Annotated in this window: 20 protein-coding genes; 15 read left to right on the plus strand and 5 right to left on the minus strand. The window is 59.1% G+C overall.

Translation table 11 applies throughout. The features are described from left to right. Nucleotides 1-86 precede the first annotated feature (86 nt). The 3 genes from sgrT to AWX27_RS12265 all read left to right on the plus strand — a co-directional run bounded on the left by sgrT (nt 87) and on the right by AWX27_RS12265 (nt 3,228). A complete protein-coding gene (gene sgrT / locus AWX27_RS24550; RefSeq protein WP_004932838.1) occupies nt 87-260 on the plus strand; it encodes a glucose uptake inhibitor SgrT in 174 nt (57 codons plus the stop codon). Between the two features lie 154 nt (nt 261-414). Continuing rightward, the gene (locus AWX27_RS12260) at nt 415-1,611 is read left to right on the plus strand and encodes an MFS transporter (RefSeq protein ID WP_060422450.1); all 1,197 of its coding nucleotides are present in this window, start codon (nt 415-417) and stop codon (nt 1,609-1,611) included. Nucleotides 1,612-1,755: 144 nt separating this feature from the next. Continuing rightward, nucleotides 1,756-3,228 (plus strand): DASS family sodium-coupled anion symporter, encoded by a 1,473-nt coding sequence (locus AWX27_RS12265; protein WP_060422453.1) that lies wholly within the window; start codon nt 1,756-1,758, stop codon nt 3,226-3,228. A gap of 37 nt (nt 3,229-3,265) precedes the next feature. Here AWX27_RS12265 and leuD read toward each other — a convergent pair whose 3' ends face one another. Genes leuD through leuA form a run of 4 tightly spaced genes read right to left on the minus strand, consistent with a single transcriptional unit; the run spans nt 3,266 to nt 7,948 of the window. Continuing rightward, entirely contained in the window at nt 3,266-3,868 is a 603-nt protein-coding gene (gene leuD / locus AWX27_RS12270; protein WP_060422456.1) for a 3-isopropylmalate dehydratase small subunit, read from the minus strand. Nucleotides 3,869-3,877: 9 nt separating this feature from the next. Continuing rightward, nucleotides 3,878-5,278, minus strand: a complete 1,401-nt coding sequence (leuC, locus tag AWX27_RS12275; RefSeq protein WP_048232639.1) for a 3-isopropylmalate dehydratase large subunit — start codon at nt 5,276-5,278, stop codon at nt 3,878-3,880. 1 nt (nt 5,279) lies between these two features. After that, nucleotides 5,280-6,371, minus strand: coding sequence for a 3-isopropylmalate dehydrogenase (gene leuB / locus AWX27_RS12280; RefSeq protein WP_033649192.1), 1,092 nt, complete (start codon nt 6,369-6,371; stop codon nt 5,280-5,282). A 2-nt stretch (nt 6,372-6,373) separates the two neighbouring features. Then, on the minus strand, nt 6,374-7,948 hold the full coding sequence (leuA, locus tag AWX27_RS12285; RefSeq protein ID WP_004932820.1) for a 2-isopropylmalate synthase: 1,575 nt from the start codon (nt 7,946-7,948) through the stop codon (nt 6,374-6,376). Nucleotides 7,949-8,820: 872 nt separating this feature from the next. Between leuA and leuO the strand changes: the two genes are divergently transcribed. The 5 genes from leuO to cra all read left to right on the plus strand — a co-directional run bounded on the left by leuO (nt 8,821) and on the right by cra (nt 15,795). Beyond that, nucleotides 8,821-9,768 (plus strand): transcriptional regulator LeuO, encoded by a 948-nt coding sequence (gene leuO / locus AWX27_RS12290; protein ID WP_060422459.1) that lies wholly within the window; start codon nt 8,821-8,823, stop codon nt 9,766-9,768. A gap of 466 nt (nt 9,769-10,234) precedes the next feature. Then, the gene (locus AWX27_RS12295) at nt 10,235-12,043 is read left to right on the plus strand and encodes an AMP-dependent synthetase/ligase (RefSeq protein ID WP_060422461.1); all 1,809 of its coding nucleotides are present in this window, start codon (nt 10,235-10,237) and stop codon (nt 12,041-12,043) included. 316 nt (nt 12,044-12,359) lie between these two features. Further along, nucleotides 12,360-14,078, plus strand: a complete 1,719-nt coding sequence (gene ilvI, locus AWX27_RS12300) for an acetolactate synthase 3 large subunit (protein ID WP_043148148.1) — start codon at nt 12,360-12,362, stop codon at nt 14,076-14,078. A 2-nt stretch (nt 14,079-14,080) separates the two neighbouring features. Next, complete coding sequence (ilvN, locus tag AWX27_RS12305) at nt 14,081-14,572, plus strand: acetolactate synthase small subunit (RefSeq protein WP_004932806.1); 492 nt, start codon at nt 14,081-14,083, stop codon at nt 14,570-14,572. Between the two features lie 218 nt (nt 14,573-14,790). Then, entirely contained in the window at nt 14,791-15,795 is a 1,005-nt protein-coding gene (gene cra / locus AWX27_RS12310) for a catabolite repressor/activator (RefSeq protein ID WP_004932801.1), read from the plus strand. Nucleotides 15,796-15,832: 37 nt separating this feature from the next. Here cra and AWX27_RS12315 read toward each other — a convergent pair whose 3' ends face one another. After that, the gene (locus AWX27_RS12315; RefSeq protein ID WP_060422463.1) at nt 15,833-16,273 is read right to left on the minus strand and encodes an L-alanine exporter AlaE; all 441 of its coding nucleotides are present in this window, start codon (nt 16,271-16,273) and stop codon (nt 15,833-15,835) included. A gap of 863 nt (nt 16,274-17,136) precedes the next feature. Here AWX27_RS12315 and mraZ point away from each other — a divergent pair. The 7 genes from mraZ to mraY are packed head-to-tail and all read left to right on the plus strand — an operon-like array spanning nt 17,137 to nt 24,570. Then, nucleotides 17,137-17,595, plus strand: a complete 459-nt coding sequence (gene mraZ, locus AWX27_RS12320; RefSeq protein ID WP_025159638.1) for a division/cell wall cluster transcriptional repressor MraZ — start codon at nt 17,137-17,139, stop codon at nt 17,593-17,595. Nucleotides 17,596-17,597: 2 nt separating this feature from the next. Continuing rightward, the gene (rsmH, locus tag AWX27_RS12325; protein WP_049200285.1) at nt 17,598-18,539 is read left to right on the plus strand and encodes a 16S rRNA (cytosine(1402)-N(4))-methyltransferase RsmH; all 942 of its coding nucleotides are present in this window, start codon (nt 17,598-17,600) and stop codon (nt 18,537-18,539) included. Next, nucleotides 18,536-18,856, plus strand: coding sequence for a cell division protein FtsL (gene ftsL, locus AWX27_RS12330; protein ID WP_033651674.1), 321 nt, complete (start codon nt 18,536-18,538; stop codon nt 18,854-18,856). The genes rsmH and ftsL overlap by 4 nt, the downstream gene beginning before the upstream one ends. Nucleotides 18,857-18,898: 42 nt before the next feature. Beyond that, nucleotides 18,899-20,662, plus strand: coding sequence for a peptidoglycan glycosyltransferase FtsI (locus AWX27_RS12335; protein ID WP_004932790.1), 1,764 nt, complete (start codon nt 18,899-18,901; stop codon nt 20,660-20,662). Then, nucleotides 20,649-22,136: a UDP-N-acetylmuramoyl-L-alanyl-D-glutamate--2,6-diaminopimelate ligase gene (gene murE / locus AWX27_RS12340; protein ID WP_060422468.1), complete on the plus strand. Its 1,488-nt coding sequence runs from the start codon at nt 20,649-20,651 to the stop codon at nt 22,134-22,136. The genes AWX27_RS12335 and murE overlap by 14 nt, the downstream gene beginning before the upstream one ends. After that, nucleotides 22,133-23,494, plus strand: coding sequence for a UDP-N-acetylmuramoyl-tripeptide--D-alanyl-D-alanine ligase (gene murF / locus AWX27_RS12345; RefSeq protein ID WP_060422472.1), 1,362 nt, complete (start codon nt 22,133-22,135; stop codon nt 23,492-23,494). Before murE ends, murF begins: the two co-directional genes overlap by 4 nt. Beyond that, nucleotides 23,488-24,570 carry a phospho-N-acetylmuramoyl-pentapeptide-transferase gene (gene mraY, locus AWX27_RS12350; protein WP_004932782.1) on the plus strand — a complete coding sequence of 361 codons (1,083 nt, stop codon included), beginning with the start codon at nt 23,488-23,490 and terminating at the stop codon, nt 24,568-24,570. Before murF ends, mraY begins: the two co-directional genes overlap by 7 nt.

The raw sequence follows: 24,570 nt of genomic DNA on the forward strand, positions 1-24,570 counted from the left end.
GAGGAACGCTCCTGCCTCAACTCGTCAATTTTTCTTTCCCTATATTACGCCGATAATTTTCATCAATGAAAGGGGAGGGCGTAATCATGAAAGCTTTCTTATCCAGACAGTTCTATCAACGCTATTTCAGCGCGGTGCGCCGCCAGCGCGCCGACTGGCTGAGCGTGGTGCCCGAACAGGCGCGGCTGGCGATGCTGGCGCACCTGACCCAGTGGGATATCAAAGAGATGACCGATAAGCAGTATCGCGAGCACCTGTAAGGGCAGCGGCAACCAATTTCTGAGTAATGGTGCTGTTTCACCAGCCAGTGGGGCGACCCACTGGTTTTTTTATGCGTGGTCATGGCGATATGCTTGCATTTTTCTCGCCGTGACCTAAGGTTCATTCTTCTGCTTTAAGGTCAGGGAAGACGATATGCAACGCCTGAGCCGGTTGTCACTGCGCATCAACCCCATCTTTGCCGCATTCCTGCTAATCGCTTTTCTCTCCGGCATCGCCGGCGCGTTGCTGACGCCGACGCTCAGCCTGTTTTTGACCACCGAGGTCAAGGTGCGGCCGCTGTGGGTCGGCCTGTTTTACACCGCTAACGCCGTGGCCGGCATCGTGGTCAGCTTCCTGCTGGCCAAACGTTCTGACACCCGCGGCGACCGGCGCAGGCTGATCCTGCTGTGCTGCCTGATGGCGGTCGGCAACTGCCTGCTGTTCGCCTTTAACCGCGATTACCTGACGCTGATCACCGCCGGGGTGTTGATGGCGGCGATCGCCAACACCGCCATGCCGCAGATCTTCGCCCTGGCGCGGGAATACGCCGACAGCGAGGCGCGTGAAGTGGTGATGTTCAGCTCGGTGATGCGCGCCCAGCTTTCGCTGGCCTGGGTGATCGGCCCGCCGCTGTCGTTTGCGTTGGCGCTGAACTACGGCTTTACCGTGATGTTCCTGATCGCCGCCGCCACCTTCGCGGTCTGCGTGCTGCTGGTCGGATTCATGCTGCCTTCGGTGCCGCGCGCGGCGGATGGCGAAGGGTTGCGGGAAGGCGCTTCCGCGCCGATTGCGCCCGCCAGTGCCTGGCGCAATCGCGACGTGCGCTGGCTATTCATCGCCTCAATGCTGATGTGGACCTGCAACACCCTGTACATCATCGACATGCCGCTGTATATCACCGCCGATCTCGGCCTGCCGGAAGGGCTGGCCGGGGTGCTGATGGGCACCGCCGCCGGGCTGGAGATCCCGGCAATGCTGCTGGCCGGCTATTACGTCAAACGCTTCGGCAAGCGCAACATGATGCTGCTGGCGGTGGCGGCGGGCGTGCTGTTTTATCTCGGGCTGATAGTGCTGGCGGCCAAGCCGGCCCTGATCGCGCTGCAGCTGCTCAACGCGGTGTTTATCGGCATCGTCGCCGGTATCGGCATGCTCTATTTTCAAGATTTGATGCCGGGCCGACCGGGCGCCGCCACCACGCTGTTCACCAACAGTATCTCGACCGGGGTGATCCTGGCCGGGGTGCTGCAGGGGGCGCTGGTGGAGAACTTCGGTCATGGCTCGGTGTATTGGATGGCGGCGCTGTTGGCGCTGGCAGCGCTCTGGATGAGCGCCAAAGTGCGTGAAGTGTGAGGTCAAACGGCGGCATTCTTGATGCAAGTCATTGAGAAGGCTGAAACGGACGCCCAAGCTGAAGGCATATGGAGCGCGATCGTTGCGCCCACGCCCGTCTCGCTATTGAGACGCCGCCTTGTTGTTTAGAACAGTGGGAACGTTATGGATAAACTCACACCGCTCAAACCGCTTCCTTCCCTGTGCGCCCTCGCCGCCACGCTGATTATCTGGTTCCTCATTCCCGTGCCGGAGGGCGTTGCACCCAACGCCTGGCAGCTGCTGGCGCTGTTTATCGGCACCATCATCGCCATCATCGGCAAGGCGATGCCGATCGGCGCGGTCTCGGTGATCGCCATCGCCCTGGTGGCGGTGACCGGCGTCACCAACCCCGGCAAGCCGGGCGCCGCGCTGGACGACGCGCTCAGCGGCTTTTCCAACCAGCTGATCTGGCTGATCGGTTTTTCGATCATGATCTCCCTCAGCCTGAACAAAACCGGGCTGGGCGCGCGCATCGGCTACTACTTCATTTCGCTGTTCGGCAAAAAAACGCTGGGTATCGCTTATGCGCTGACGCTGGCGGAAACCACGCTGGCGCCGGTGACGCCGAGCAACACCGCACGCGGCGGGGGGATCATTCACCCAATCATGAAGTCGATCGCTGACAGCTTCGGTTCCAAACCCGAGCTCAATACCTCCGGTAAGATCGGTCGCTATCTGTCGCTGGTGAACTACAACATCAACCCGGTCACTTCGGCGATGTTTATCACCGCCACCGCGCCTAACCCGCTGATCGTCAGCCTGATTGCCAAAGGCACTCACGGCAGCTTCGAGCTGTCCTGGTCGATGTGGGCGGTCGCCGCGCTGGTGCCGGGGCTGTGCTCGCTGATCGTGATGCCGTTGGTCATCTATCTGCTGTACCCGCCGGAGGTGAAAAGTACCCCGGACGCGCCGCGCTTCGCGCGCGAAAAACTGCAGGCGCTGGGGCCGGTGACGCTGCCGGAGAAAATCACCCTCGGGGTGTTCGCGCTGCTGCTGGTGCTGTGGGCCGGCATCCCGGCGATGATCTTCGGCCCGGTGCTGGCGGTCAATCCCACCACCGCGGCGCTGATCGGCCTGGCGGTGCTGTTGGCCACCGGCGTGCTGAGCTGGGAGGATGTGCTCAAGCATAAAGGTGCCTGGGACACCGTGGTGTGGTTCTCGGCGCTGGTGATGATGGCCAGCTTCCTCGGCAAGCTGGGGCTGATCGGCTGGCTGTCGCAAACCGTGGGCAACGGCATCGACCATATGGGCATGAGCTGGGTGGGCGGCACGATCTTGCTGACCCTCATCTATTTGTATTCGCACTATTTCTTCGCCAGCACCACCGCGCACGTGACGGCGATGTTCGCCGCCTTCTTCGCCGCCGGCATCGCGCTCGGCGCGCCACCGGCGCTGCTGGGCCTGATCCTGGCGTTCTCTTCCTCGCTGATGATGTCGCTGACGCATTACGGCACCGGCACCGCGCCGATCATCTTCGGCTCCGGCTACGTGACGCTGGGGGAATGGTGGAAAGCGGGGCTGGTGATGAGCGTGGTTAACCTGCTGATTTGGATGTTGATCGGCGGAGCGTGGTGGAAACTGTTGGGCTACTGGTGAGGAAAAAATTCACCCGCCGGGCGGCGGGTGAAGGGGATTAATTCAGAAACGCCGGCTGCTGCGCTTCGTAGCGGGAGATGTCCGCTTCGTGCTGCAGCGTCAGGCCGATGCTGTCCAGCCCGTTGATCATGCAGTGGCGGCGGAAGCTGTCGATTTCGAACGGATAGCTTTTTCCGCCGGCGTTGACCGTCTGGTTCTCCAGATCCACCACGAACTCCGTTCCTTCATTGGCGCCGACCAGGTTGAACAGCTCATCCACCTGCTGCTCGCTCAGCGTCACCGGCAACAGCTGGTTATTGAACGAGTTGCCGTAGAAGATATCGGCGAAGCTCGGCGCGATCACCACTTTGAACCCGTAATCGGTCAGCGCCCAGGGCGCGTGTTCGCGCGAGGAACCGCAGCCGAAGTTCTCGCGCGCCAGCAGGATGCTCGCGCCTTTATAGCGCGGTTTATTCAGCACGAACTCCGGGTTCGGCTGTTGGCCGGCGTCGTCGAGGAAGCGCCAATCGTTGAACAGGTGCTGGCCGAAGCCGGTACGGGTCACCTTCTGCAAAAACTGCTTGGGAATAATGGCGTCGGTGTCGACGTTGGCCGCATCCAAAGGCACCACTAAGCCGGTATGTTGAGTAAATTTAGCCACGTTAGCCCCTTAGTGAATATCACGGATGTCGGCGAAGTGACCGGCGACGGCGGCCGCGGCGGCCATCGCCGGGCTGACCAGGTGGGTACGCCCACCGCGGCCCTGACGCCCTTCGAAGTTACGGTTGCTGGTGGATGCGCAGCGCTCGCCCGGATTCAGGCGGTCGTTGTTCATCGCCAGGCACATCGAACAACCCGGCAAACGCCATTCGAAACCGGCTTCGATAAAGATTTTGTCCAACCCTTCGGCTTCCGCCTGGGCCTTCACCGGGCCGGATCCCGGCACCACGATGGCCTGCACGCCGCTGGCGACCTTGCGCCCCTTGGCGATCGCTGCCGCCGCGCGCAGATCTTCGATGCGTGAGTTGGTGCAGGAGCCGATGAAGACTTTATCGATCGGCACGTCGGTCAATTTGATGCCCGGTTTCAAATCCATGTAGGCCAAGGCTTTTTCCGCAGAGGCGCGCTCGACCGGATCGCTGAACGATTCCGGCGCCGGGATCGCCTGATTGACGGCGATCACCTGGCCGGGGTTGGTGCCCCAGGTGACCTGCGGCGCGATCTCTTCGGCGTGCAGCGTCACCACGGTATCGAATTGGGCGTCGGCATCGGACTTCAGCGTGCGCCAATAGGCGACCGCCTGCTCCCAGTTTTCGCCGGTTGGTGCGAACTGGCGCCCTTTCAGGTAGGCGAAGGTGGTGTCGTCCGGTGCGACCAACCCGGCCTTGGCACCCATTTCGATCGCCATGTTGCACAGGGTCATGCGGCCTTCCATGCTCAACGCTTCGATTGCCTTGCCGCAGAACTCCACCACGTGGCCGGTGCCGCCGGCGCTGCCGGTTTTGCCGATCACCGCCAGCACGATGTCTTTGGCGGTAATGCCCTCGGCGGCGTCGCCGGTGACTTCAATCTTCATGGTCTTGGCGCGGCCCTGCTTCAGGGTCTGGGTCGCCAGCACGTGTTCCACCTCGGAGGTGCCGATGCCGAACGCCAGCGAGCCGAAAGCGCCGTGGGTGGCGGTGTGCGAGTCGCCGCAGACGATGGTCATGCCCGGCAGCGTCATGCCTTGCTCAGGCCCGATCACGTGTACGATGCCCTGGAACGGGTGATTCAGGTCATACAGCGAAACGCCGAATTCCGCGCAGTTCTTGATCAGCTCCTGCATCTGGATGCGCGCCATTTCGCCGCTGGCGTTGATGTCTTTAGTCTGGGTCGACACATTGTGGTCCATGGTGGCGAAGGTTTTGCCGGGCTGGCGCACCTTGCGGCCCATGGCGCGCAGGCCGTCGAATGCCTGCGGCGAAGTGACTTCGTGCACCAGGTGACGGTCGATATACAGCAACGGCGTTTCGTTCGGCGCTTCGTGCACCACGTGGGCGTCGTACAGCTTCTGGTATAAAGTCTTGGCCATGTTATGCCCCCTGAGCTACAAAGCGAGCGATGATGTCGCCCATTTCATCGGTGCTGACGGCTTTGCCGTCACCGGCCAGATCGGCGGTGCGGTAGCCCTGTTCCAACGCCTGGTTGATGGCGCGCTCCACGGCGTCGGCCGCTTCATCGGCGCCCAGGCTGTAACGCAGCAGCAGGGTGGCGGACAGGATCTGCGCAATCGGGTTGGCGATGCCTTTGCCTGCAATATCCGGCGCGGAACCACCCGCCGGTTCGTACAGGCCGAAGCCTTGCTCGTTCAGGCTGGCGGACGGCAACATGCCCATCGAGCCGGTGATCATCGCGCATTCGTCGGACAGGATGTCGCCGAACAGGTTGGAGCACAGCAGCACGTCGAACTGGGACGGATCCTTGATCAGCTGCATGGTGGCGTTGTCGATATACATGTGCGACAGCGACACGTCCGGGTAATCCTTGGCGACCTGATTGACCACCTCACGCCACAGGATAGAACTCTGCAGCACGTTGGCCTTGTCGATCGACGTCACCTTGTGGCGGCGCTTGCGGGCGGATTCGAAGGCGATGCGCGCGATGCGTTCAATCTCGAAACGGTGATACACCTCGGTATCGAAAGCGCGCTCCTGCATGCCCTGGCCTTCGCGGCCCTTTGGCTGGCCGAAGTAGATGCCGCCGGTCAGTTCGCGCACGCACAGAATGTCGAAGCCGCGGGCGGCGATGTCGGCGCGCAGCGGGCAGAATGCCTCCAGCCCTTGATACAGGCGTGCCGGGCGCAGGTTGCTGAACAGCTTGAAGTGCTTGCGCAGCGGCAACAGCGCGCCGCGTTCCGGCTGCTCGGCCGGCGGCAGGTGTTCCCATTTCGGGCCGCCTACCGATCCGAACAGGATGGCGTCGGCCTGCTCGCAGCCGGCGACGGTCGCCGGCGGCAGCGGGCTGCCGTGGCGATCGATGGCGATGCCGCCGACGTCGTACTCGGCGGTGGTGATGCGAATGTCAAAGCGTTGACGCACCGCGTCCAACACTTTGCGCGCCTGAGCCATTACTTCCGGGCCGATGCCGTCTCCGGGCAAGACGGCAATGTGATAAGTCTTCGTCATGTTCACACCGTTTCCTGATTATTTTGATGTTTGTTTTGCTGCAGGCGCTGCTTTTCTTTTTCTACCTGCTGTGAGCGCCAAATATTGTTCAACACGTGCACCATCGCCTTGGCGGAGGATTCGACGATGTCGGTCGCCAGACCTACGCCGTGGAAGCGGCGGCCGTTGTATGAGACCACGATATCCACCTGGCCCAGCGCGTCGCGGCCATGGCCCTTGGCGGTCAGCTGGTATTTCACCAGCTCGATCGGGTAGTCGGTGATGCGGTTGATTGCCTGATAAACCGCATCGACCGGGCCATTGCCGGTGGCGGCCTCGGCTTTCTCTTCGCCGCCGCAGATCAGTTTCACCGAGGCGGTAGCCATGATGCTGCTGCCGGACTGCACGCTGAAGTAGCCCAGGCTGAAGTGCTCCGGCTCTTCCTGCTGTTTATTGATGAAGGCCAGCGCCTCCAGGTCATAGTCGAACACCTGGCCCTTTTTGTCGGCCAGCTTCAGGAAGGCGGCGTACAGGGTATCCAGGTTGTAGTCCTGCTCCTGGTAGCCCATCTCTTCCATGCGGTGTTTCACCGCCGCGCGGCCGGAGCGGGAGGTCAGGTTCAACTGCACATCCTTCAGGCCGATCGACTGCGGGGTCATGATTTCGTAGTTTTCGCGGTTCTTCAGCACGCCGTCCTGGTGAATGCCGGAGGAGTGGGCGAAGGCGTTGGAGCCGACGATCGCCTTGTTGGCCGGGATCGGCATGTTGCACAGCTGGCTGACGATCTGGCTGGTGCGGAAAATTTCCTGATGATTGATGTTGGTGTGCACGTTCATGATGTCTTGGCGCACTTTAATCGCCATGATCACCTCTTCCAGCGAACAGTTGCCGGCGCGCTCACCGATGCCGTTCAGGGTGCCTTCCACCTGCCGGGCGCCGGCCTGTACCGCGGCGATGGAGTTGCCGACCGCCATGCCCAAATCGTCGTGGCAGTGCACGGAGATGATGGCTTTGTCGATGTTCGGCACGCGGTCATACAAGGTGGTGATGATGCCGCCGAACTGGTTCGGCGTGGTGTAGCCGACGGTGTCCGGGATATTGATGGTGGTGGCGCCAGCGTTGATGGCGGCTTCGACCACGCGGCACAGATTGTCGATCGGCGTGCGGCCGGCGTCTTCACAGGAGAACTCTACGTCGTCGGTGTAGTTGCGGGCACGTTTGACCGAGCGCACCGCCATCTCCAACACTTCGTCGAACGAGCGTTTCAGCTTCGATTCAATGTGCAGGGTCGAGGTGGCCAGGAACACGTGGATGCGGAACGCTTCGGCGACGCGCAACGCTTCTGCGGCCACGTCGATGTCTTTGTCTACGCAGCGGGCCAGGCCGCAGACGCGGCTGTTCTTGATCTGGCGCGCGATGGTTTGCACCGACTCGAAGTCGCCCGGCGAAGAGACCGGGAAGCCGACCTCCATCACGTCGACGCCCATTCTCTCCAGCGCCAGCGCAATCTGAATCTTCTCTTTTACGCTCAGGCTGGCCTGCAATGCCTGTTCGCCATCACGCAGCGTGGTATCGAAAATAATGACTTGTTGGCTCATCGGTGCATTCCTTATCGTGTTGATTTCACGCTAAGCGGGCAAAAAAAAACCCGCGCAGTAGCGCGGGTTTCTTATGGGTGATCGGCTGAGTCAGCTCCGAACTTCGTCCACAGGCATACCGCGCAAACAAGATGCGTTAAGTAGTAGGCCTAGTAGACGGTGAGTACGGATCATAAGGGTTCAGCTTCTCTTAAATGGGGTGTCTGCCTAATTTGATACGTGATTGCCCTGGCGATGTCAACACCTGATTGAATGCGGGGACAATGCATCGGCGAATCGACCGAACAGAGGATCATGCGGCAAAAAAGCGACGCCCTAGAGAAAAAACGGGGCCAGTTTGCGTGCTGCTTAGCATAAACGAATCGAATATATACTGCGCTAATTGCTTCTGGATTTCGTTGCGTTAAGATTTGTGATGAAAAAATAAGAGGAATTAATCACGGGGGGCAATAAAATAACATTTTTAATACAAATGATTTAAATTAAATTCATATGATTAATTGATTGTTTTAGTCATAATATAACAAAATAATGCGTTTTTACACAAAGTGAGCGGTGTTTTTAGATGGTTTGATTGCTTATGATGTGTTTCTATAGTTTGTCTCATACTGTGCGGTTAGGTTGTTTAATTGTCTTAATCATTGTTGATACCTAATTATTAGTACCACCCAGGTGGCATTCTTCCCGCTGACGGGAGAAGCTGCTGACATGTATTCCACATACGACTTATATCGTGACGATAACACGAGGTTTTTTATCGGCTGATGGCGGTAATGGCAGGATTTGTCGTGCAAAGATAAGGCAATGCGGCGTTTCATTGTTTGTCGAGCACAAGGATTAGATTATCTACACAGGATTTAGTGGAGTGAAATATGGCTGAATATGATTCAGAAATCGCCATGGTCAAAGAGCCGGCGGACATTCATTTGCGCAGCGTCGATCTTAATTTGCTGACGGTGTTTGACGCCGTGATGCAAATGCAAAATATTACGCGAGCCGCTAATTCGTTAGGGATGTCGCAGCCGGCGGTGAGCAACGCGGTGGCGCGCCTGAAGGTGATGTTCAACGATGAGCTGTTCGTGCGCTGTGGGCGCGGGATCCAGCCCACCATGCGGGCCAGGCAGCTTTTTGGGCCGGTGCGGCAAGCGCTGCAGCTGGTGCAAAATGAGTTGCCGGGCGCCGAGTTCGAACCGCTGACCAGCACGCGAGCGTTCTCCCTGTCGCTGTGTAGCCCGCTCGATTTGCGTCTGGGCGCCGGGATAATCAATCACGTCAAACAGATCGCGCCGCAGCTTAACCTGCAAATAAAGTCGTACATCAACAATAATATTGAGCATCAATTGCGTTATCAGGACGTCGAGTTTGTCATCGGCTACAGCCGTTTCGAATCGGCGGAGTTTCGCAGCCTGGCGATGTTCGACGACGAATTAGTGCTGGCGGTTGCGCAGGCGCATCCGAGAATAGGCGAGGAGGTGACGCCGGAGCACATGCTGGCCGAGCAGCACGCTGCGGTTTCCCTGGAGAGTTTTGGATCGTTCAGTAAACCTTTTTATTTAGAGGAGCCGATGCTGCGCGCCGTGACGCAACAGTGCACGGATCTCTACAGCGTGTTGAATATGGTGTCGCAAACGGAAATGGTGGCGATTGCGCCCGCTTGGTTGGTGCGACAGCAGACGGAAGCGTTGAAAATAAAGGCGGTTCCTTTATGTGGCAACGAGAATAAAGCCACCTGCTATCTCTCCTGGCATGAATCCTCCGAGCGGGATAAAGGCCACCAGTGGATGAAATCTGTCCTGATTGAGGCGGGTAACCCAAAGTAAAGCGATAAAGAATGGGAGCCACATAAAGATAATATTCAACTGAGCGTTTTTTTCTCATGATAAAAACTAAGAACTATCTGTGTTTTTATTAAGATGTTTCTTGGTTTTACGGCGATAAAATAACTTATTTTCAGAGTGAGTTTGTTCGTTCAGCAAAAATAATTAATATAAATTAATATTCTGATTTTTACTTTCCGGCTGGTATTTTAAACTAACTCGATGTGGCGGCCCGGATGGGCCGCGTTTTATTGCCATCAGTAAACCTTTTCCTCCCCGTTTTGTCCAACCAATGAAAGTGCGGAAGCCGGACTGAGTTTTGGCTCACACTTCTACGCTGAAATCGCTTTTCCCCCTGTCTGAGACTAGGTAGACTGCGCAGAAAAAAGTAAACACGTGTAAGCTGAGATGAGGGCCGTAAGGCGTCGTTCCGGCTTAACTGTTTGATTCATTTCAGGCTTAGAGCACTATGATCACTAATCTGCTGCAATACCATTTGATCCATCGTATACAGCATCAAATCATCCACCGAGCCGATCGCACAGCTTTTCGCCAATGGTCGCCCAACGGCGAGTTGCAGCTGACCTGGGGAGAGGCCGCCACTCGTATTGACCGCATTGCCGCCGGGCTGCTGGGGCTGGGCGTCGAAGTACAAGAACGCATCGGTATTTTCGCCAATAACACGATGGCCTGGGCGTTGACCGATCTCGCTATCCTTCACCTGCGCGGCATCAGCGTTCCGCTCTATTCCACCAACACGCCGGCACAGGCGGCGTTCGTCACCAACGACGCCGACATCCGTATACTGTTCGTCGGCGAGCAGGCGCAGCTTGACGCCGCCATCGCGCTGCGCGGCGTCTGCCCGCAGCTGCGCCATATTGTTGTCTTCGACGAGGGGGCCGATCTGCGCGGCTGCGAGATCGCACAGCATCTGAGCGCCTTCGAGCGCGCTGCCGATCCGGCGGCTTTTGCCGCTCAACGCCAGCAGCGTATTGAAGAGTGCGACCTGCAGGATCTCTTCACCCTGATCTATACCTCGGGCACTACCGGCGAGCCGAAAGGGGTGATGCTGGACTACCGCAACCTGGCGGCGCAGCTCTACCTGCATGATGAAAGGCTGACGGTCGGCGAAGAAGATGTGTCGCTCAGCTTCCTGCCGCTGTCGCACGTTTTTGAGCGGGCCTGGAGCTTCTTTGTGATGCATTCCGGCGCGCAGAACGTTTTCCTGCCGAACACCGACTGGGTGCGGGAAGCGATGGGGCAGGTCCGCCCGACGCTGATGTGTGCGGTGCCGCGTTTCTACGAGAAGATTTTCAGCGCGGTGCACGAAAAAGTGGCGCGCGCCCCTTGGCTGCGCCGTGCGTTGTTCCACTGGGCGATCGTCTGCGGCGAGCGCAAATTCCTGCAGGAGCGTGCCGGCAAACCGTTGGGCAAAGTGTTCGACTTCACCCACCGCTGGGCCGATAAGCTGGTGTTGAGTAAGCTGCGCGGTATCCTCGGCGGCCGGGTGCGCTTTTTGCCGGCGGCGGGCGCCAAGCTGGACGACAATGTGATCCTGTTTTTCCAGGCGATGGGCGTCAACATCAAGTACGGTTACGGCATGACCGAAACCTGTGCGACCGTCTCCTGCTGGGAAGAGGGGCATTTCCGCTTCGGCTCCATCGGCAAACCGCTGCCGGAGGTCGAGGTGCGCATTGGCGAGGAAAATGAAATCCAGGTGCGCGGGCCGATCGTGATGCGCGGCTATTTCAACAAACCGTTGGAAACCGCCGCGACCTTTACCGAGGACGGCTGGCTGAAAACCGGCGACGCCGGGGCGATCGATGAAGAGGGCAACCTGTTCATCACCGAACGCCTGAAGGATTTGATGAAAACCTCCGGCGGCAAATATATCGCGCCGCAGATGCTGGAAGGCACGCTGGCGCAGGATCGCTTTATCGAGCAGGTGGCGATCATCGCCGATGCGCGTAAATTCGTTTCCGCGCTGATCGTGCCGTGCTTTGAGTCGTTGGAAGAGTACGCGAAGTCAGTGAACCTGAAATACCAAGATCGCCTGGAACTGCTGCGCAACGGCGAAATCCTCGAGATGTTCGAAAAGCGCCTGCGCGAGATGCAAAAGGAGCTGGCGCGCTTCGAACAGGTGAAGAAGTTCACGCTGCTGCCGGCGGCCTTTTCGATGGAGCTGGGGGAGTTGACGCCAACGCTGAAGCTGCGCCGTAAAGTGATCCTGCAGCGCTATCAGCGTGAAATCGACTCGATGTACCAGGAACAGGCCTGACGCCGCCGCCGGGCCATGCACCCGGCCAAAAAAGCGGCATATCCTTCACCTGATTTAGTTCTGTAATTTTCCCCCTGTTCGAAACAATGCCTAGCCTGACAACCCCGAGGCTAGCGCATTGTTTTTATAAAGCCGCGATCTCCAGCTGCTTGGCAATAACCCCGCTACCGTTAAGCCATTTTGCCGTTTGCCTGCCCCATATTCTGACGTTATGTTAATTCGATAGCGACAACCCATAAAAACTTTGGGGCATTGCCCCGCAGCAGGCGCTACGTTCCGGCGCCAGAGAAGAATAAGCAAGCCTGGAGGCAAACCCATGGAGATGTTGTCAGGAGCCGAGATGGTCGTCCGATCGTTGATCGATCAGGGCGTTAAGCATGTATTCGGCTACCCCGGCGGGGCGGTGCTCGATATCTACGACGCTCTGCATACGGTAGGAGGGATCGATCATATTCTGGTGCGCCACGAGCAGGGGGCGGTGCACATGGCCGACGGCTACGCGCGCGCCACCGGTGAAGTGGGCGTGGTGCTGGTGACCTCCGGCCCCGGCGCCACCAACGCCATTACCGGCATCGCTACCGCCTATATGGACTCGATCCCGATGGTGGTGCTGTCGGGGCAGGTGCCCAGCTCGCTGATCGGCTACGACGCCTTCCAGGAGTGCGATATGGTGGGGATTTCTCGCCCGGTGGTGAAGCACAGCTTCCTGGTAAAACGCACCGAAGACATCCCGGCGGTGTTGAAGAAGGCGTTCTACCTGGCTTCCAGCGGCCGCCCCGGCCCGGTGGTGATCGATCTGCCGAAAGATATCGTCGGCCCGGCGGTGCGGATGCCTTATGCCTACCCGCAGGACGTGAGCATGCGTTCTTATAACCCGACGGTGCAGGGCCACCGCGGGCAGATCAAACGCGCGTTACAAACCATTCTGGCGGCCAAAAAGCCGGTGATGTACGTCGGCGGCGGCGCGATCAACGCCGGTTGCGAGGCCGAACTGTTGGCGTTGGCGGAGCAGCTGAACCTGCCGGTGACCAGCAGCCTGATGGGATTGGGCGCTTTCCCCGGCACCCATCGCCAGAGCGTCGGCATGCTCGGCATGCACGGCACCTATGAAGCCAACAAAACCATGCACCATGCCGACGTGATCTTCGCCGTCGGTGTGCGCTTCGACGATCGCACCACCAATAACCTCGCTAAATACTGCCCGGACGCCACCGTGCTGCACATCGATATCGATCCGACTTCGATCTCCAAAACGGTGGACGCCGATATTCCGATCGTCGGCGATGCCAGGCAGGTGTTGGTTCAGATGCTGGAGCTGCTGGCGCAGGACGAGAAAGCGCAGGATCACGACGCGCTGCGCGATTGGTGGCAGTCTATCGAGCAGTGGCGTGCCCGCGACTGCCTGGGTTACGACAAGCACAGCGGCACCATCAAGCCGCAGGCGGTGATCGAAACCCTGCATCGACTGACCAAAGGCGACGCCTATGTCACCTCGGACGTGGGCCAGCACCAGATGTTCGCCGCGCTCTATTATCCATTCGACAAACCGCGCCGCTGGATCAACTCCGGCGGCCTCGGCACCATGGGCTTCGGTTTGCCGGCGGCATTGGGCGTCAAGCTGGCGCTGCCTGAGGAAACCGTGGTGTGCGTGACCGGCGATGGCAGCATTCAGATGAACATTCAGGAGCTGTCCACCGCGCTGCAATATAACCTGCCGGTGGTGGTGGTGAACCTCAACAACCGCTATCTGGGCATGGTGAAGCAGTGGCAGGACATGATTTATTCCGGCCGTCACTCGCAGTCCTACATGGATTCTCTGCCGGACTTCGTCAAGTTGGCCGAGGCTTACGGCCATGTCGGTATCGCCATCCGCACGCCGGATGAGCTGGAAAGCAAGCTGGCGCAGGCGCTGGCGGAAAAAGAGCGGCTGGTGTTCGTCGACGTGACCGTCGATGAAACCGAACATGTTTACCCGATGCAGATCCGCGGTGGAAGCATGGACGAAATGTGGCTTAGCAAAACGGAGAGGACCTGATCATGCGCCGTATTTTATCTGTCTTGCTGGAAAACGAATCCGGCGCTTTGTCGCGCGTGGTCGGGCTGTTTTCCCAGCGCGGTTATAACATCGAGAGCCTGACGGTGGCACCGACCGACGATCCGACGCTGTCGCGCATGACTATCCAGACCGTCGGCGACGAGAAAGTGCTGGAGCAGATTGAGAAACAGCTGCACAAGCTGGTGGATGTGCTGCGCGTCAGCGAGCTGGTGCAGGGCGCTCACGTCGAGCGCGAGATCATGCTGGTGAAGCTGCAGGCCAGCGGCTACGGCCGTGAAGAGGTGAAGCGCTGCGCCGACATTTTCCGCGGCCAGATCGTCGATGTGACGGCGACGCTGTACACGGTACAGCTGGCCGGCACCAGCGACAAGCTCGACGCCTTCCTGAGCGCAGTGCGTGAAGTGGCGGAGATCGTGGAAGTGGCCCGTTCCGGCGTGGTTGGCGTGTCGCGCGGCGACAAAATCATGCGCTGAGCGCGGTCTGGCGGCGAATAATCGGGGGCGCGGCGTGGCTGCGCCCTTTGTTTTTCGGTATTTTTTGCCCGATTGCTGGCACCTTTCGGCAAAAGCGGTTGCTAGGCAGTGTTTTCTGCTGTTAGATCGCAGAGGCTGGATTGAATAACCGTACGGGATGTCATGGTTAATCCGAGCACAGCCTTCACTTCTATTTTCAGCGTCATTAAGGGGTTAATGTGAAACTGGATGAAATCGCGCGTCTCGCGGGCGTTTCGCGCACGACGGCCAGTTACGTCATCAACGGCAAGGCGAAGCAGTATCGTGTCAGCGATAAAACCGTCGAGAAAGTGATGGCCGTGGTCAGGGAGCATAACTATCACCCGAATGCCGTCGCGGCGGGGCTGCGCGCCGGGCGTACCCGTTCTATCGGTCTGGTGATCCCGGATCTGGAAAATACCAGCTATACCCGCATCGCCAACTACCTGGAACGCCAGGCGCGCCAGCGTGGTTACCAATTGCTGATCGCCTGTTCCGAAGATCAGCCGGACAACGAAATGCGCTGTATCGAGCACCTGCTGCAGCGCCAGGTGGACGCCATCATCGTCTCCACCGCCTTGCCGCCGGAGCATCCTTTCTATCAACGCTGGGCCAACGATCCGCTGCCGATCATCGCGCTGGACCGCGCGCTGGATCGCGAGCATTTCATCAGCGTCGTCGGGGCCGATCAGGAAGACGCCTTTGCGCTGGCGCAGGAGCTGCGCACCTTCCCGGCTGAATCGGTGCTGTATCTGGGCGCCTTGCCGGAGCTTTCGGTGAGCTTCCTGCGTGAGCAGGGCTTCCGTCAGGCCTGGCAAGAAGATCCCCGCCACGTCGATTATCTGTATGCCAACAGCTATGAACGCGAAGCCGCCGGCGCGCTGTTTGCCGAATGGCTGAAAACGCACCCGATGCCGCAGGCGCTGTTCACCACCTCGTTCTCGCTGTTGCAGGGCGTGATGGACGTGACGCTGAAGCAACGTGGCCGTTTGCCGACCGATCTGGCGATTGCCACCTTTGGCGATCATGAACTGTTGGATTTCCTCGAGTGCCCGGTGCTCGCGGTGGCTCAGCGCCATCGTGACGTAGCCGAACGCGTGCTGGAGCTGGTGTTGGCCAGCCTGGACGAACCGCGTAAACCCAAACCGGGCTTGACGCGTATCCGCCGCAATCTGTTCCGCCGCGGCAGCCTGAGCCGCAAATAGTCCGCTCTACAGGAGCCCGCTTTGCCGGGCTCCTGGTTTAGACGTAGCCCGCCACCCGGAACAGCCGCCGGCAATATTCCAGGAAATAGCCATACACCACGCCCATCGCCATGGAGACCAGCGCATTGCTGGTGACCGCCGCCAGCATTTGTTGGCCGTCGGCGCCTACGCTCCACAAAATGGCGGCATAAACCGGCGACTGGAAGCTGACGTAGGCCAGCAGGTCGGCGAGGTTGCGCAGCACGAACTGGCCGCGCGGACAGCGGCGCGCCGTGCGGATAAACAGATCGCGATAGCGGCCGTAAGGCCAGGCGATCAGGATGTTGACCGGGATCGACAGCAGGCGCGAAGAGAGGGATTGCTGGAAGCTCATGCCGGAGATCAACACTTCTATCGCCATGCCGGCGATAAAGCAGTACACCACCAGTGCGAACGTATCGGCAGCGGCGCTACGCCAGTGAGCTACGGGCGAAAGCATGTGTTACCTCCCTTTAGTTAAGATTCTGTTAAATTATCAATTGTTGGTTGTTAAAGCTGCTTTTTTGCTTTTTATATAGTGTACTAATCTGCATTTCTTTTTTTAACTAGATTTATATTTTTATTTTTAACATTTGCTCGGTTTTTGTCCCGCAGAACCGGGAGAGAGGAGAGGGTAGAGAGATTAAAATCGGTAATTTAAAATAAATTCATTAAAAACATATGGTTGCGATTTTTGGCGTCGAATGGGGATTTTTTCCGGCAAAAATTGTGGAAATAAAGGTGTAAGAAAATGAAACCATAATTGTAAACAGGTATTTTGGGAATAATCTTACCAAATTGATTTAAATCGAAATTACTTCTGCTCGTAATATCCGAACCATTTATTTTTATCGCGGCCGCATCACGGCCGTGCAAATTGAAGTAAAATAGCGCCCGGTTTTACGGTGAATAACGATTGAGCGTTATTAACTCAAGGAGTTATGGCCTTATTCCGCGATCGGTTCGCCCAACGCCGAGCCTTGGCGGGCGCGGCTCGCCAGCGGTTACCGCACTGAGATTGCCGAGCTGAAAAATGAGACATGGCTTGCAGAAGGAAGTAATGAGTTAATTAATCGCCAGTTCGTCAGGTTTTTAATCAGATTCTTTCCGCTTAGAAAATTCTCTCCGTTTATCATGGTGTTAATTTTTAATCGTCGAATAATCAGAGTTTCTTTCGCGAGTCAGCTCCCAAAATGACCAGAGAAATATTGCCAAAGCGCTGGCGCTCTGGCTTGACAAGGTTTTCATACCCTCCGTAAACTCCATTGTGTGGGAATTTGTGGGGTAAAGTGGTGAAAACGGTCACTAAGGGGTAGCTCGGGAATGTTCCGTGGAGCGACGATGGTCAACCTCGACAGCAAAGGGCGGCTTGCCGTACCTACCCGATATCGGGAATTGCTCAACGAGGAATCGCAAGGCCAAATGGTCTGTACCATTGACCTCCATCAGCCCTGCCTGCTGCTTTATCCTTTGCCCGAATGGGAAATTATTGAACAAAAATTATCACGTCTGTCGAGCATGAATCCCGCCGAGCGCCGCGTTCAGCGCCTGCTGCTGGGGCATGCCAGTGAGTGTCAGATGGATAGTGCCGGTCGTTTGCTGTTAGCCAATACGCTGCGGCAACACGCCGGGCTCACGAAAGAAGTGATGCTGGTCGGTCAGTTCAACAAGTTTGAACTGTGGGATGAACAGACCTGGTATCAACAAGTCAAGGATGATATTGACGCTGAACAGTCGACTCAGGAACCGTTGTCTGAGCGACTACAGGACTTGTCGCTATAAGCATGTTGGAAAACTATAAACACACCACCGTCCTGCTGGACGAAGCCGTCAACGGCCTCAACATCCGCAGCAACGGCATATATATCGACGGTACTTTTGGTCGCGGTGGCCATTCTCGTCTGATTCTGTCCCAGCTGGGGCCGGAAGGGCGCTTGCTGGCGATTGACCGTGACCCTCAGGCGATTGCAGCCGCCAAATCTATTGAAGATCCTCGTTTTACCATCGTACACGGCCCATTCTCCGAGTTGTCGCACTACGTGCGGGAACGTGAATTGGTGGGCAAGATCGACGGCGTTCTGCTCGATCTGGGCGTTTCTTCGCCGCAGCTTGACGACGCAGAGCGCGGATTCTCCTTTATGCGCGACGGTCCGCTGGACATGCGCATGGATCCTTCCACCGGCCTGTCCGCCGCAGAGTGGCTGATGAAGGCCGAAGCGGACGACATCGCCTGGGTGCTGAAAACCTTTGGCGAAGAGCGTTTCGCCAAGCGCATCGCACGCGCCATCGTGGAAAGAAACCGCGTGGAGCCGATGACGCGCACCAAAGAGTTGGCGGATCTGATTGCCGATGCCAGCCCGTTCCGTGAAAAGCACAAGCATCCGGCGACGCGCAGCTTCCAGGCGATTCGTATCTATATCAACAGCGAGCTGGAAGAGATCGAGCGTGCGCTCGACGGCGCGCTGGAAGTGCTGGCCCCACAGGGCCGTTTGTCGATCATCAGCTTCCACTCGCTGGAAGACCGCATCGTCAAACGCTTTATGCGTCACCATAGCCGCGGCGCCCAGGTGCCGGCGGGCATTCCGTTGACCGAAGAGCAACTGCGCAGCATGGGCGGGCGAACGCTGAAAGCGCTGGGCAAAATGATGCCTTCGGAAGCGGAAGTGGCGGACAACCCGCGTGCGCGCAGCTCGGTGCTGCGTATTGCTGAGAGGATGCCCGCGTGATCGGCAACGAACGCCACGGTTTGGTCGGGGTTATTGGCGGCGACCTGCTGCGCAACGCCAAGATCCCCATGATTTTACTGATTGCGTCACTGGTCTCCGCGATTTTCGTGGTGACCACCGCGCACCGCACCCGCCTGCTGACCGCCGAGCGCGAACAGCTGGTTCTGGAGCGCGATGCGCTGGATATCGAGTGGCGCAACCTGATTTTAGAAGAGAACGCCCTCGGCGATCACAGCCGGGTTGAACGTATCGCGACAGAAAAACTGCAGATGCAACACGTTGATCCATCGCAGGAAAATATCATCGTTAAACAATGAATGGTTTAACCGGAATAATGACACGGAGTAGAAAGGAAACGCATGAAAGCAGCGCGCCCCGGTAAGTTGAGACGCCAGGAAGATCAGGCCAGCTTTGTCAGCTGGCGTTTTGCGTTGCTGTGCGGCTGCATTTTGCTGGCGATGGTTGGCCTGATGCTGCGCGTCGCGTACCTGCAGGTCATCAACCCCGATCGTCTGGTGAAAGAAGGCGACATGCGTTCGCTGCGCGTGCAGGAAGTGCCGACCGCGCGCGGCATGATCAGCGATCGCGCCGGCCGTCCGTTGGCGGTCAGCGTGCCGGTCAATGCGGTGTGGGCGGATCCGAAAGAGCTGAACGAGCGCGGCGGTATCACGCTGGACAGCCGTTGGAAAGCGCTTTCCGATGCGCTGAACATCCCGCTGGACCAACTCTCCAACCGCATCAACGCCAACCCGAAAGGGCGCTTCGTTTATCTGGCGCGCCAGGTGAACCCGGCGATCGGCGACTACATCCACAAGCTCAAGCTGCCGGGGATCTACCTGCGGCAGGAGTCGCGCCGGTACTACCCGGCGGGGCAGGTGACGTCGCACATCATCGGCGTGACCAACATCGACGGACAAGGCATTGAAGGCGTCGAGAAGAGCTTCGACCGCTGGCTGACCGGGCAACCGGGCGAGAGAACGGTGCGTAAGGACCGCTTCGGCCGGGTCATCGAAGATATTTCCTCCGTAGACAGCCAGGCGGCGCACAACCTGGTGCTGAGCGTCGATGAACGCCTGCAGGCGCTGGTGTATCGCGAGCTGAACAACGCGGTGGCGTTCAACAAGGCCGAGTCGGGCACTGCGGTGCTGATCGACGTGAACACCGGCGAAGTGCTGGCGATGGCCAACAGCCCGTCTTACAACCCGAACAACATGGCCGGTACGCCGAAAGAGACCATGCGTAACCGTGCTATCACCGATATTTTTGAACCCGGTTCAACCGTGAAGCCGATGGTGGTGATGACCGCGCTGCAAAACGGCGTGGTGAGAGAAAACAGTGTGTTGAACACCATCCCGTACCGCATTCAGGGCCACGAGATCAAAGACGTGGCGCGGTACTCGGAGCTGTCATTGACCGGGATCTTGCAGAAGTCGAGTAACGTCGGTGTTTCAAAGCTGGCGTTAGCGATGCCGTCCTCAGCGTTAGTAGATACTTACTCTCGTTTTGGGCTGGGAAAAGCGACCAATTTGGGGCTGGTCGGAGAAAGCAGTGGCATATACCCAAAAAAACAACGGTGGTCTGACATAGAGAGGGCCACCTTCTCTTTCGGCTACGGGCTGATGGTAACTCCGTTACAGTTGGCGCGAGTCTATGCAACGATCGGCAGCCTGGGCGTATATCGCCCATTGTCGATCACCAAGGTTGACCCTCCGGTCGCCGGCGAACGCGTTTTCCCTGAACCTCTGGTGCGCACCGTGGTGCACATGATGGAAAGCGTGGCCTTGCCGGGCGGCGGCGGCGTGAAAGCCGCCATCAAGGGATACCGTATCGCCATCAAAACCGGTACCGCGAAAAAAGTGGGCCCGGACGGCAAATACGTCAACCGATACATCGCTTATACCGCCGGCGTCGCGCCGGCAAGTAACCCCCGTTTTGCCCTGGTGGTCGTCATCAACGACCCGCAGGGTGGGAAATACTATGGTGGCGCAATCTCCGCGCCGGTGTTCGGTGCCATCATGGGCGGCGTATTGCGCACCATGAACGTCGAGCCTGACGCGTTGCCTACCGGTGACAAAAGCGAATTAGTGATTAACAAGAAAGAGGGTTCAGGTGGCAGATCGTAATTTGCGCGACTTACTCGCCCCGTGGGTGCCGACGGCACCCGGGCGCGCGCTGCGGGAAATGACATTAGACAGCCGTGTGGCGGCTGCCGGGGATCTGTTTGTCGCCGTTGTCGGCCATCAAACGGATGGACGCCGCTATATTCCGCAGGCCATCGCGCAGGGCGTCTCCGCCGTGATCGCCGAAGCTGACGGTCAGGCCGAAGACGGCGCCATCATTGAAATGCACGGCGTGCCGGTGATCTACCTGAGCCAACTGAACCAGCGCCTTTCCGCGCTGGCCGGGCGTTTTTACCACCAGCCGGGCGAGCGTCTGCGTCTGGTCGGCGTGACCGGTACCAACGGCAAAACCACCACCACCCAACTGCTGGCGCAGTGGAGCCAACTGCTGGGCGAAACCAGCGCGGTGATGGGCACCGTCGGCAACGGCCTGCTGGGCCAGGTGTGCCCGACCGAGAATACCACCGGTTCTGCGGTGGATGTTCAACACGTATTAAACGATTTGGCGGAACAGGGCGCGACCTTCGCCGCCATGGAAGTCTCTTCCCACGGTCTGGTGCAACACCGGGTGGCGGCGCTGCCGTTCGCCGCGGCGGTCTTCACCAACCTGAGCCGCGATCACTTGGATTACCACGGTGACATGGCCAATTACGAGGCGGCCAAATGGTCGCTGTTCGCCGCCCACAGCGTGGGGCAGGCGATCATCAACGCCGACGATGAAGTCGGTCTGCGCTGGCTGAGCAAGCTGCCGGATGCGGTGGCGGTGACGATGCAGGGCAACCTGCAGCCGGGCGGCCACGGCCGCTGGCTGAAAACCACGGCGGTCGATTATCACGACAACGGCGCCACCGTTCGTTTCAGCTCCAGCTGGGGCGATGGCGAGATCGAAAGCCGCCTGATGGGCGCTTTCAACGTCAGCAACCTGCTGCTGGCCTTGGCGACGCTGCTGTCGCTGGGCTATCCGCTGGAGGCGCTGGTGGAAACCGGCAGCCGCCTGCAGCCGGTCTGTGGCCGCATGGAAGTGTTTAACGCGCCGGGCAAACCGACGGTAGTGGTGGATTACGCCCACACGCCGGATGCGCTGGAGAAAGCGTTGGAAGCCGCGCGCCTGCACTGCCAGGGGCAGCTGTGGTGCGTGTTCGGCTGCGGCGGCGATCGCGACAAGGGCAAGCGTCCGCTGATGGGCGGCATCGCCGAGCAGTTCGCCGATCGCGTGGTGATCACCGATGACAACCCGCGTACCGAAGAGCCGCGCGCGATTATCAACGACATCCTGACCGGATTGCTGGACGCCGGACAGGCGTTGGTGATCCACGGCCGCGCCGAAGCGGTGACCAGCGCCATCATGCAGGCGCAGGAACAGGATGTGGTGTTGGTGGCAGGCAAAGGCCACGAAGATTATCAGCTGGTGGGCAACCGCCGCCTGGATTACTCCGACCGCACGACGGTCGCCCGACTGCTGGGGGTGCTGGCATGATCCCTGTCTCTCTTCAGACACTGGCTGAGGTATTGAGCGCTGAATTGATCGGCGCCGATTGCCAAATTGTCGAGGTGACGACAGACACCCGCAAGGTGACCGCCGGTTGCCTGTTTGTGGCGCTGAAAGGCGAGCGTTTCGACGCTCACGACTTTGCGGCGGATGCCGTAGCCGCGGGTGCCGGGGCGCTGCTGGTCAGTAAGCGCTTATTGGTGGACGCGCCGCAGCTGGTGGTGCAAGACACCCGTCTGGCGCTGGGGCAGCTTGGCGCCTGGGTGCGTCAGCAGGTGCCGGCGCGCGTGGTGGCGCTGACCGGTTCCTCGGGCAAGACCTCGGTGAAAGAAATGACCGCCGCCATTCTGCGCGAATGCGGCGAAGTGCTGTATACCGCCGGCAACTTCAATAACGACATCGGCGTGCCGCTGACGCTGTTACGTCTGGAGCCGCAGCATGATTTTGCCGTGATAGAGCTGGGCGCTAACCATATTGGCGAAATCGCTTACACCACCGCATTGACGCGTCCGCAGACCGCTTTGGTGAACAACCTGGCGGCTGCGCACCTGGAAGGCTTCGGCTCGCTGGCCGGCGTCGCCCAGGCGAAAGGTGAAATCTTTACCGGCCTGCCGGCCGACGGCGTGGCGATCATCAACGCCGATAACAACGACTGGCCGCACTGGCAGAGCATGCTGGGCGGCAAAACCGTCTGGCGCTTCTCGCCGCAGGCGGCCGAAGGCGTGGACTTCTTCGCGGATAACGTGCGGGTGAACGGTGCAGGCACGCAGTTCACGCTGCACAGCCCGTTCGGCACCGCCGAGATCGCGCTGCCGCTGCCGGGGCGCCACAACGTGGCCAATGCGCTGGCGGCGACCGCGCTGGCGACGTCGGTGGGTGCCACCCTCGAAGCGGTGCGTCAGGGGCTGAAACAGCTGCAGGCGGTGCCGGGGCGTCTGTTCCCGGTGGCGCTGGCCGAAGGCAAGCTGCTGCTGGACGACAGCTATAACGCCAACGTCGGGTCGATGACCGCAGCGGCGCAGGTGCTGGCAGAGATGCCGGGCTACCGCGTGATGGTGGTCGGCGATATGGCCGAGCTGGGTGCGGAAGCGGAAGAGTGCCACCGTCAGGTGGGCGAAGCCGCCCGTCTGGCCGGCGTCGACAAGGTGATCAGCGTCGGCGGTTTGAGCCGCGTGCTGAGCGAGGCGTCCGGCAACGGCGAACATTATCAAGACAAGACAGCAGTGATCGCGCGCGTGGCGGAATTACTGTCGGAACATGCGGTCATTACCGTGTTAATCAAAGGTTCACGTAGTGCCGCAATGGAGCAGGTAGTACGCGCGTTACAGGAGAAAGCACCATGTTAGTTTGGCTGGCCGAGCATTTGGTCAAGTATTACTCAGGCTTCAACGTCTTTTCTTATCTGACGTTCCGAGCCATTGTCAGCCTGCTGACCGCACTGTTCCTGTCGCTGTGGATGGGCCCGCGGGTGATCAAGCGCCTGCAAGAAATGTCCTTCGGCCAGGTGGTGCGTAACGACGGCCCCGAGTCGCACTTCAGCAAGCGCGGCACGCCGACCATGGGCGGCATCATGATCCTGACCTCCATCACCATTTCGGTGCTGATGTGGGCTTACCCGTCCAACCCGTATGTCTGGTGCGTGCTGTTCGTGCTGGTGGGTTACGGCATCGTCGGCTTCGTCGACGACTACCGCAAGGTGGTGCGTAAGGACACCAAAGGGCTGATCGCCCGCTGGAAGTATTTCTGGCAGTCGGTGATTGCGCTGATTGTCGCATTCGCCATGTACGCCGTAGGAAAAGACACGCCAGCCACCGAGCTGGTTGTGCCGTTCTTTAAGGACGTGATGCCGCAGCTGGGCCTGCTGTACATCCTGCTGGCCTATTTCGTGATCGTCGGCACCAGCAACGCGGTCAACCTGACCGACGGCCTGGACGGCCTGGCTATCATGCCGACGGTATTCGTGGCGGCCGGCTTCGCGCTGGTGGCCTGGGCGACCGGTAACATGAACTTCGCCAACTACCTGCATATTCCGTATCTGCGTCATGCCGGTGAGTTGGTGATCGTGTGTACCGCCATCGTCGGCGCCGGCCTCGGGTTCCTGTGGTTCAACACTTACCCGGCCCAGGTGTTTATGGGCGACGTCGGTTCGTTGGCGCTGGGCGGCGCGCTGGGCACCATCGCGGTGCTGCTGCGTCAGGAGTTCTTGTTGGTGATCATGGGCGGCGTATTCGTGGTAGAGACGCTGTCGGTGATCCTGCAGGTGGGATCGTTCAAGCTGCGCGGGCAACGCATTTTCCGCATGGCGCCGATTCACCACCACTATGAATTGAAAGGCTGGCCTGAGCCGCGCGTTATCGTGCGCTTCTGGATCATTTCGCTGATGCTGGTGCTGATTGGCCTGGCAACGCTGAAGGTGCGTTAA

The organism is Serratia sp. 2880STDY5682894, from assembly GCF_001537385.1.
Lineage (GTDB): Bacteria > Pseudomonadota > Gammaproteobacteria > Enterobacterales > Enterobacteriaceae > Serratia > Serratia nevei.

Coding starts and splice junctions, on each gene's coding strand:
- mraZ (WP_025159638.1), top strand. CDS start 17,137: ATGTTCCGTGGAGCGACGATGGTCAACCTCGACAGCAAAGGGCGGCTT.
- AWX27_RS12335 (WP_004932790.1), top strand. CDS start 18,899: ATGAAAGCAGCGCGCCCCGGTAAGTTGAGACGCCAGGAAGATCAGGCC.
- leuA (WP_004932820.1), bottom strand. CDS start 7,948: ATGAGCCAACAAGTCATTATTTTCGATACCACGCTGCGTGATGGCGAA.
- ilvI (WP_043148148.1), top strand. CDS start 12,360: ATGGAGATGTTGTCAGGAGCCGAGATGGTCGTCCGATCGTTGATCGAT.
- leuO (WP_060422459.1), top strand. CDS start 8,821: ATGGCTGAATATGATTCAGAAATCGCCATGGTCAAAGAGCCGGCGGAC.
- sgrT (WP_004932838.1), top strand. CDS start 87: ATGAAAGCTTTCTTATCCAGACAGTTCTATCAACGCTATTTCAGCGCG.
- ilvN (WP_004932806.1), top strand. CDS start 14,081: ATGCGCCGTATTTTATCTGTCTTGCTGGAAAACGAATCCGGCGCTTTG.
- AWX27_RS12295 (WP_060422461.1), top strand. CDS start 10,235: ATGATCACTAATCTGCTGCAATACCATTTGATCCATCGTATACAGCAT.
- AWX27_RS12315 (WP_060422463.1), bottom strand. CDS start 16,273: ATGCTTTCGCCCGTAGCTCACTGGCGTAGCGCCGCTGCCGATACGTTC.
- rsmH (WP_049200285.1), top strand. CDS start 17,598: ATGTTGGAAAACTATAAACACACCACCGTCCTGCTGGACGAAGCCGTC.
- mraY (WP_004932782.1), top strand. CDS start 23,488: ATGTTAGTTTGGCTGGCCGAGCATTTGGTCAAGTATTACTCAGGCTTC.
- murF (WP_060422472.1), top strand. CDS start 22,133: ATGATCCCTGTCTCTCTTCAGACACTGGCTGAGGTATTGAGCGCTGAA.
- AWX27_RS12265 (WP_060422453.1), top strand. CDS start 1,756: ATGGATAAACTCACACCGCTCAAACCGCTTCCTTCCCTGTGCGCCCTC.
- leuB (WP_033649192.1), bottom strand. CDS start 6,371: ATGACGAAGACTTATCACATTGCCGTCTTGCCCGGAGACGGCATCGGC.
- leuC (WP_048232639.1), bottom strand. CDS start 5,278: ATGGCCAAGACTTTATACCAGAAGCTGTACGACGCCCACGTGGTGCAC.
- AWX27_RS12260 (WP_060422450.1), top strand. CDS start 415: ATGCAACGCCTGAGCCGGTTGTCACTGCGCATCAACCCCATCTTTGCC.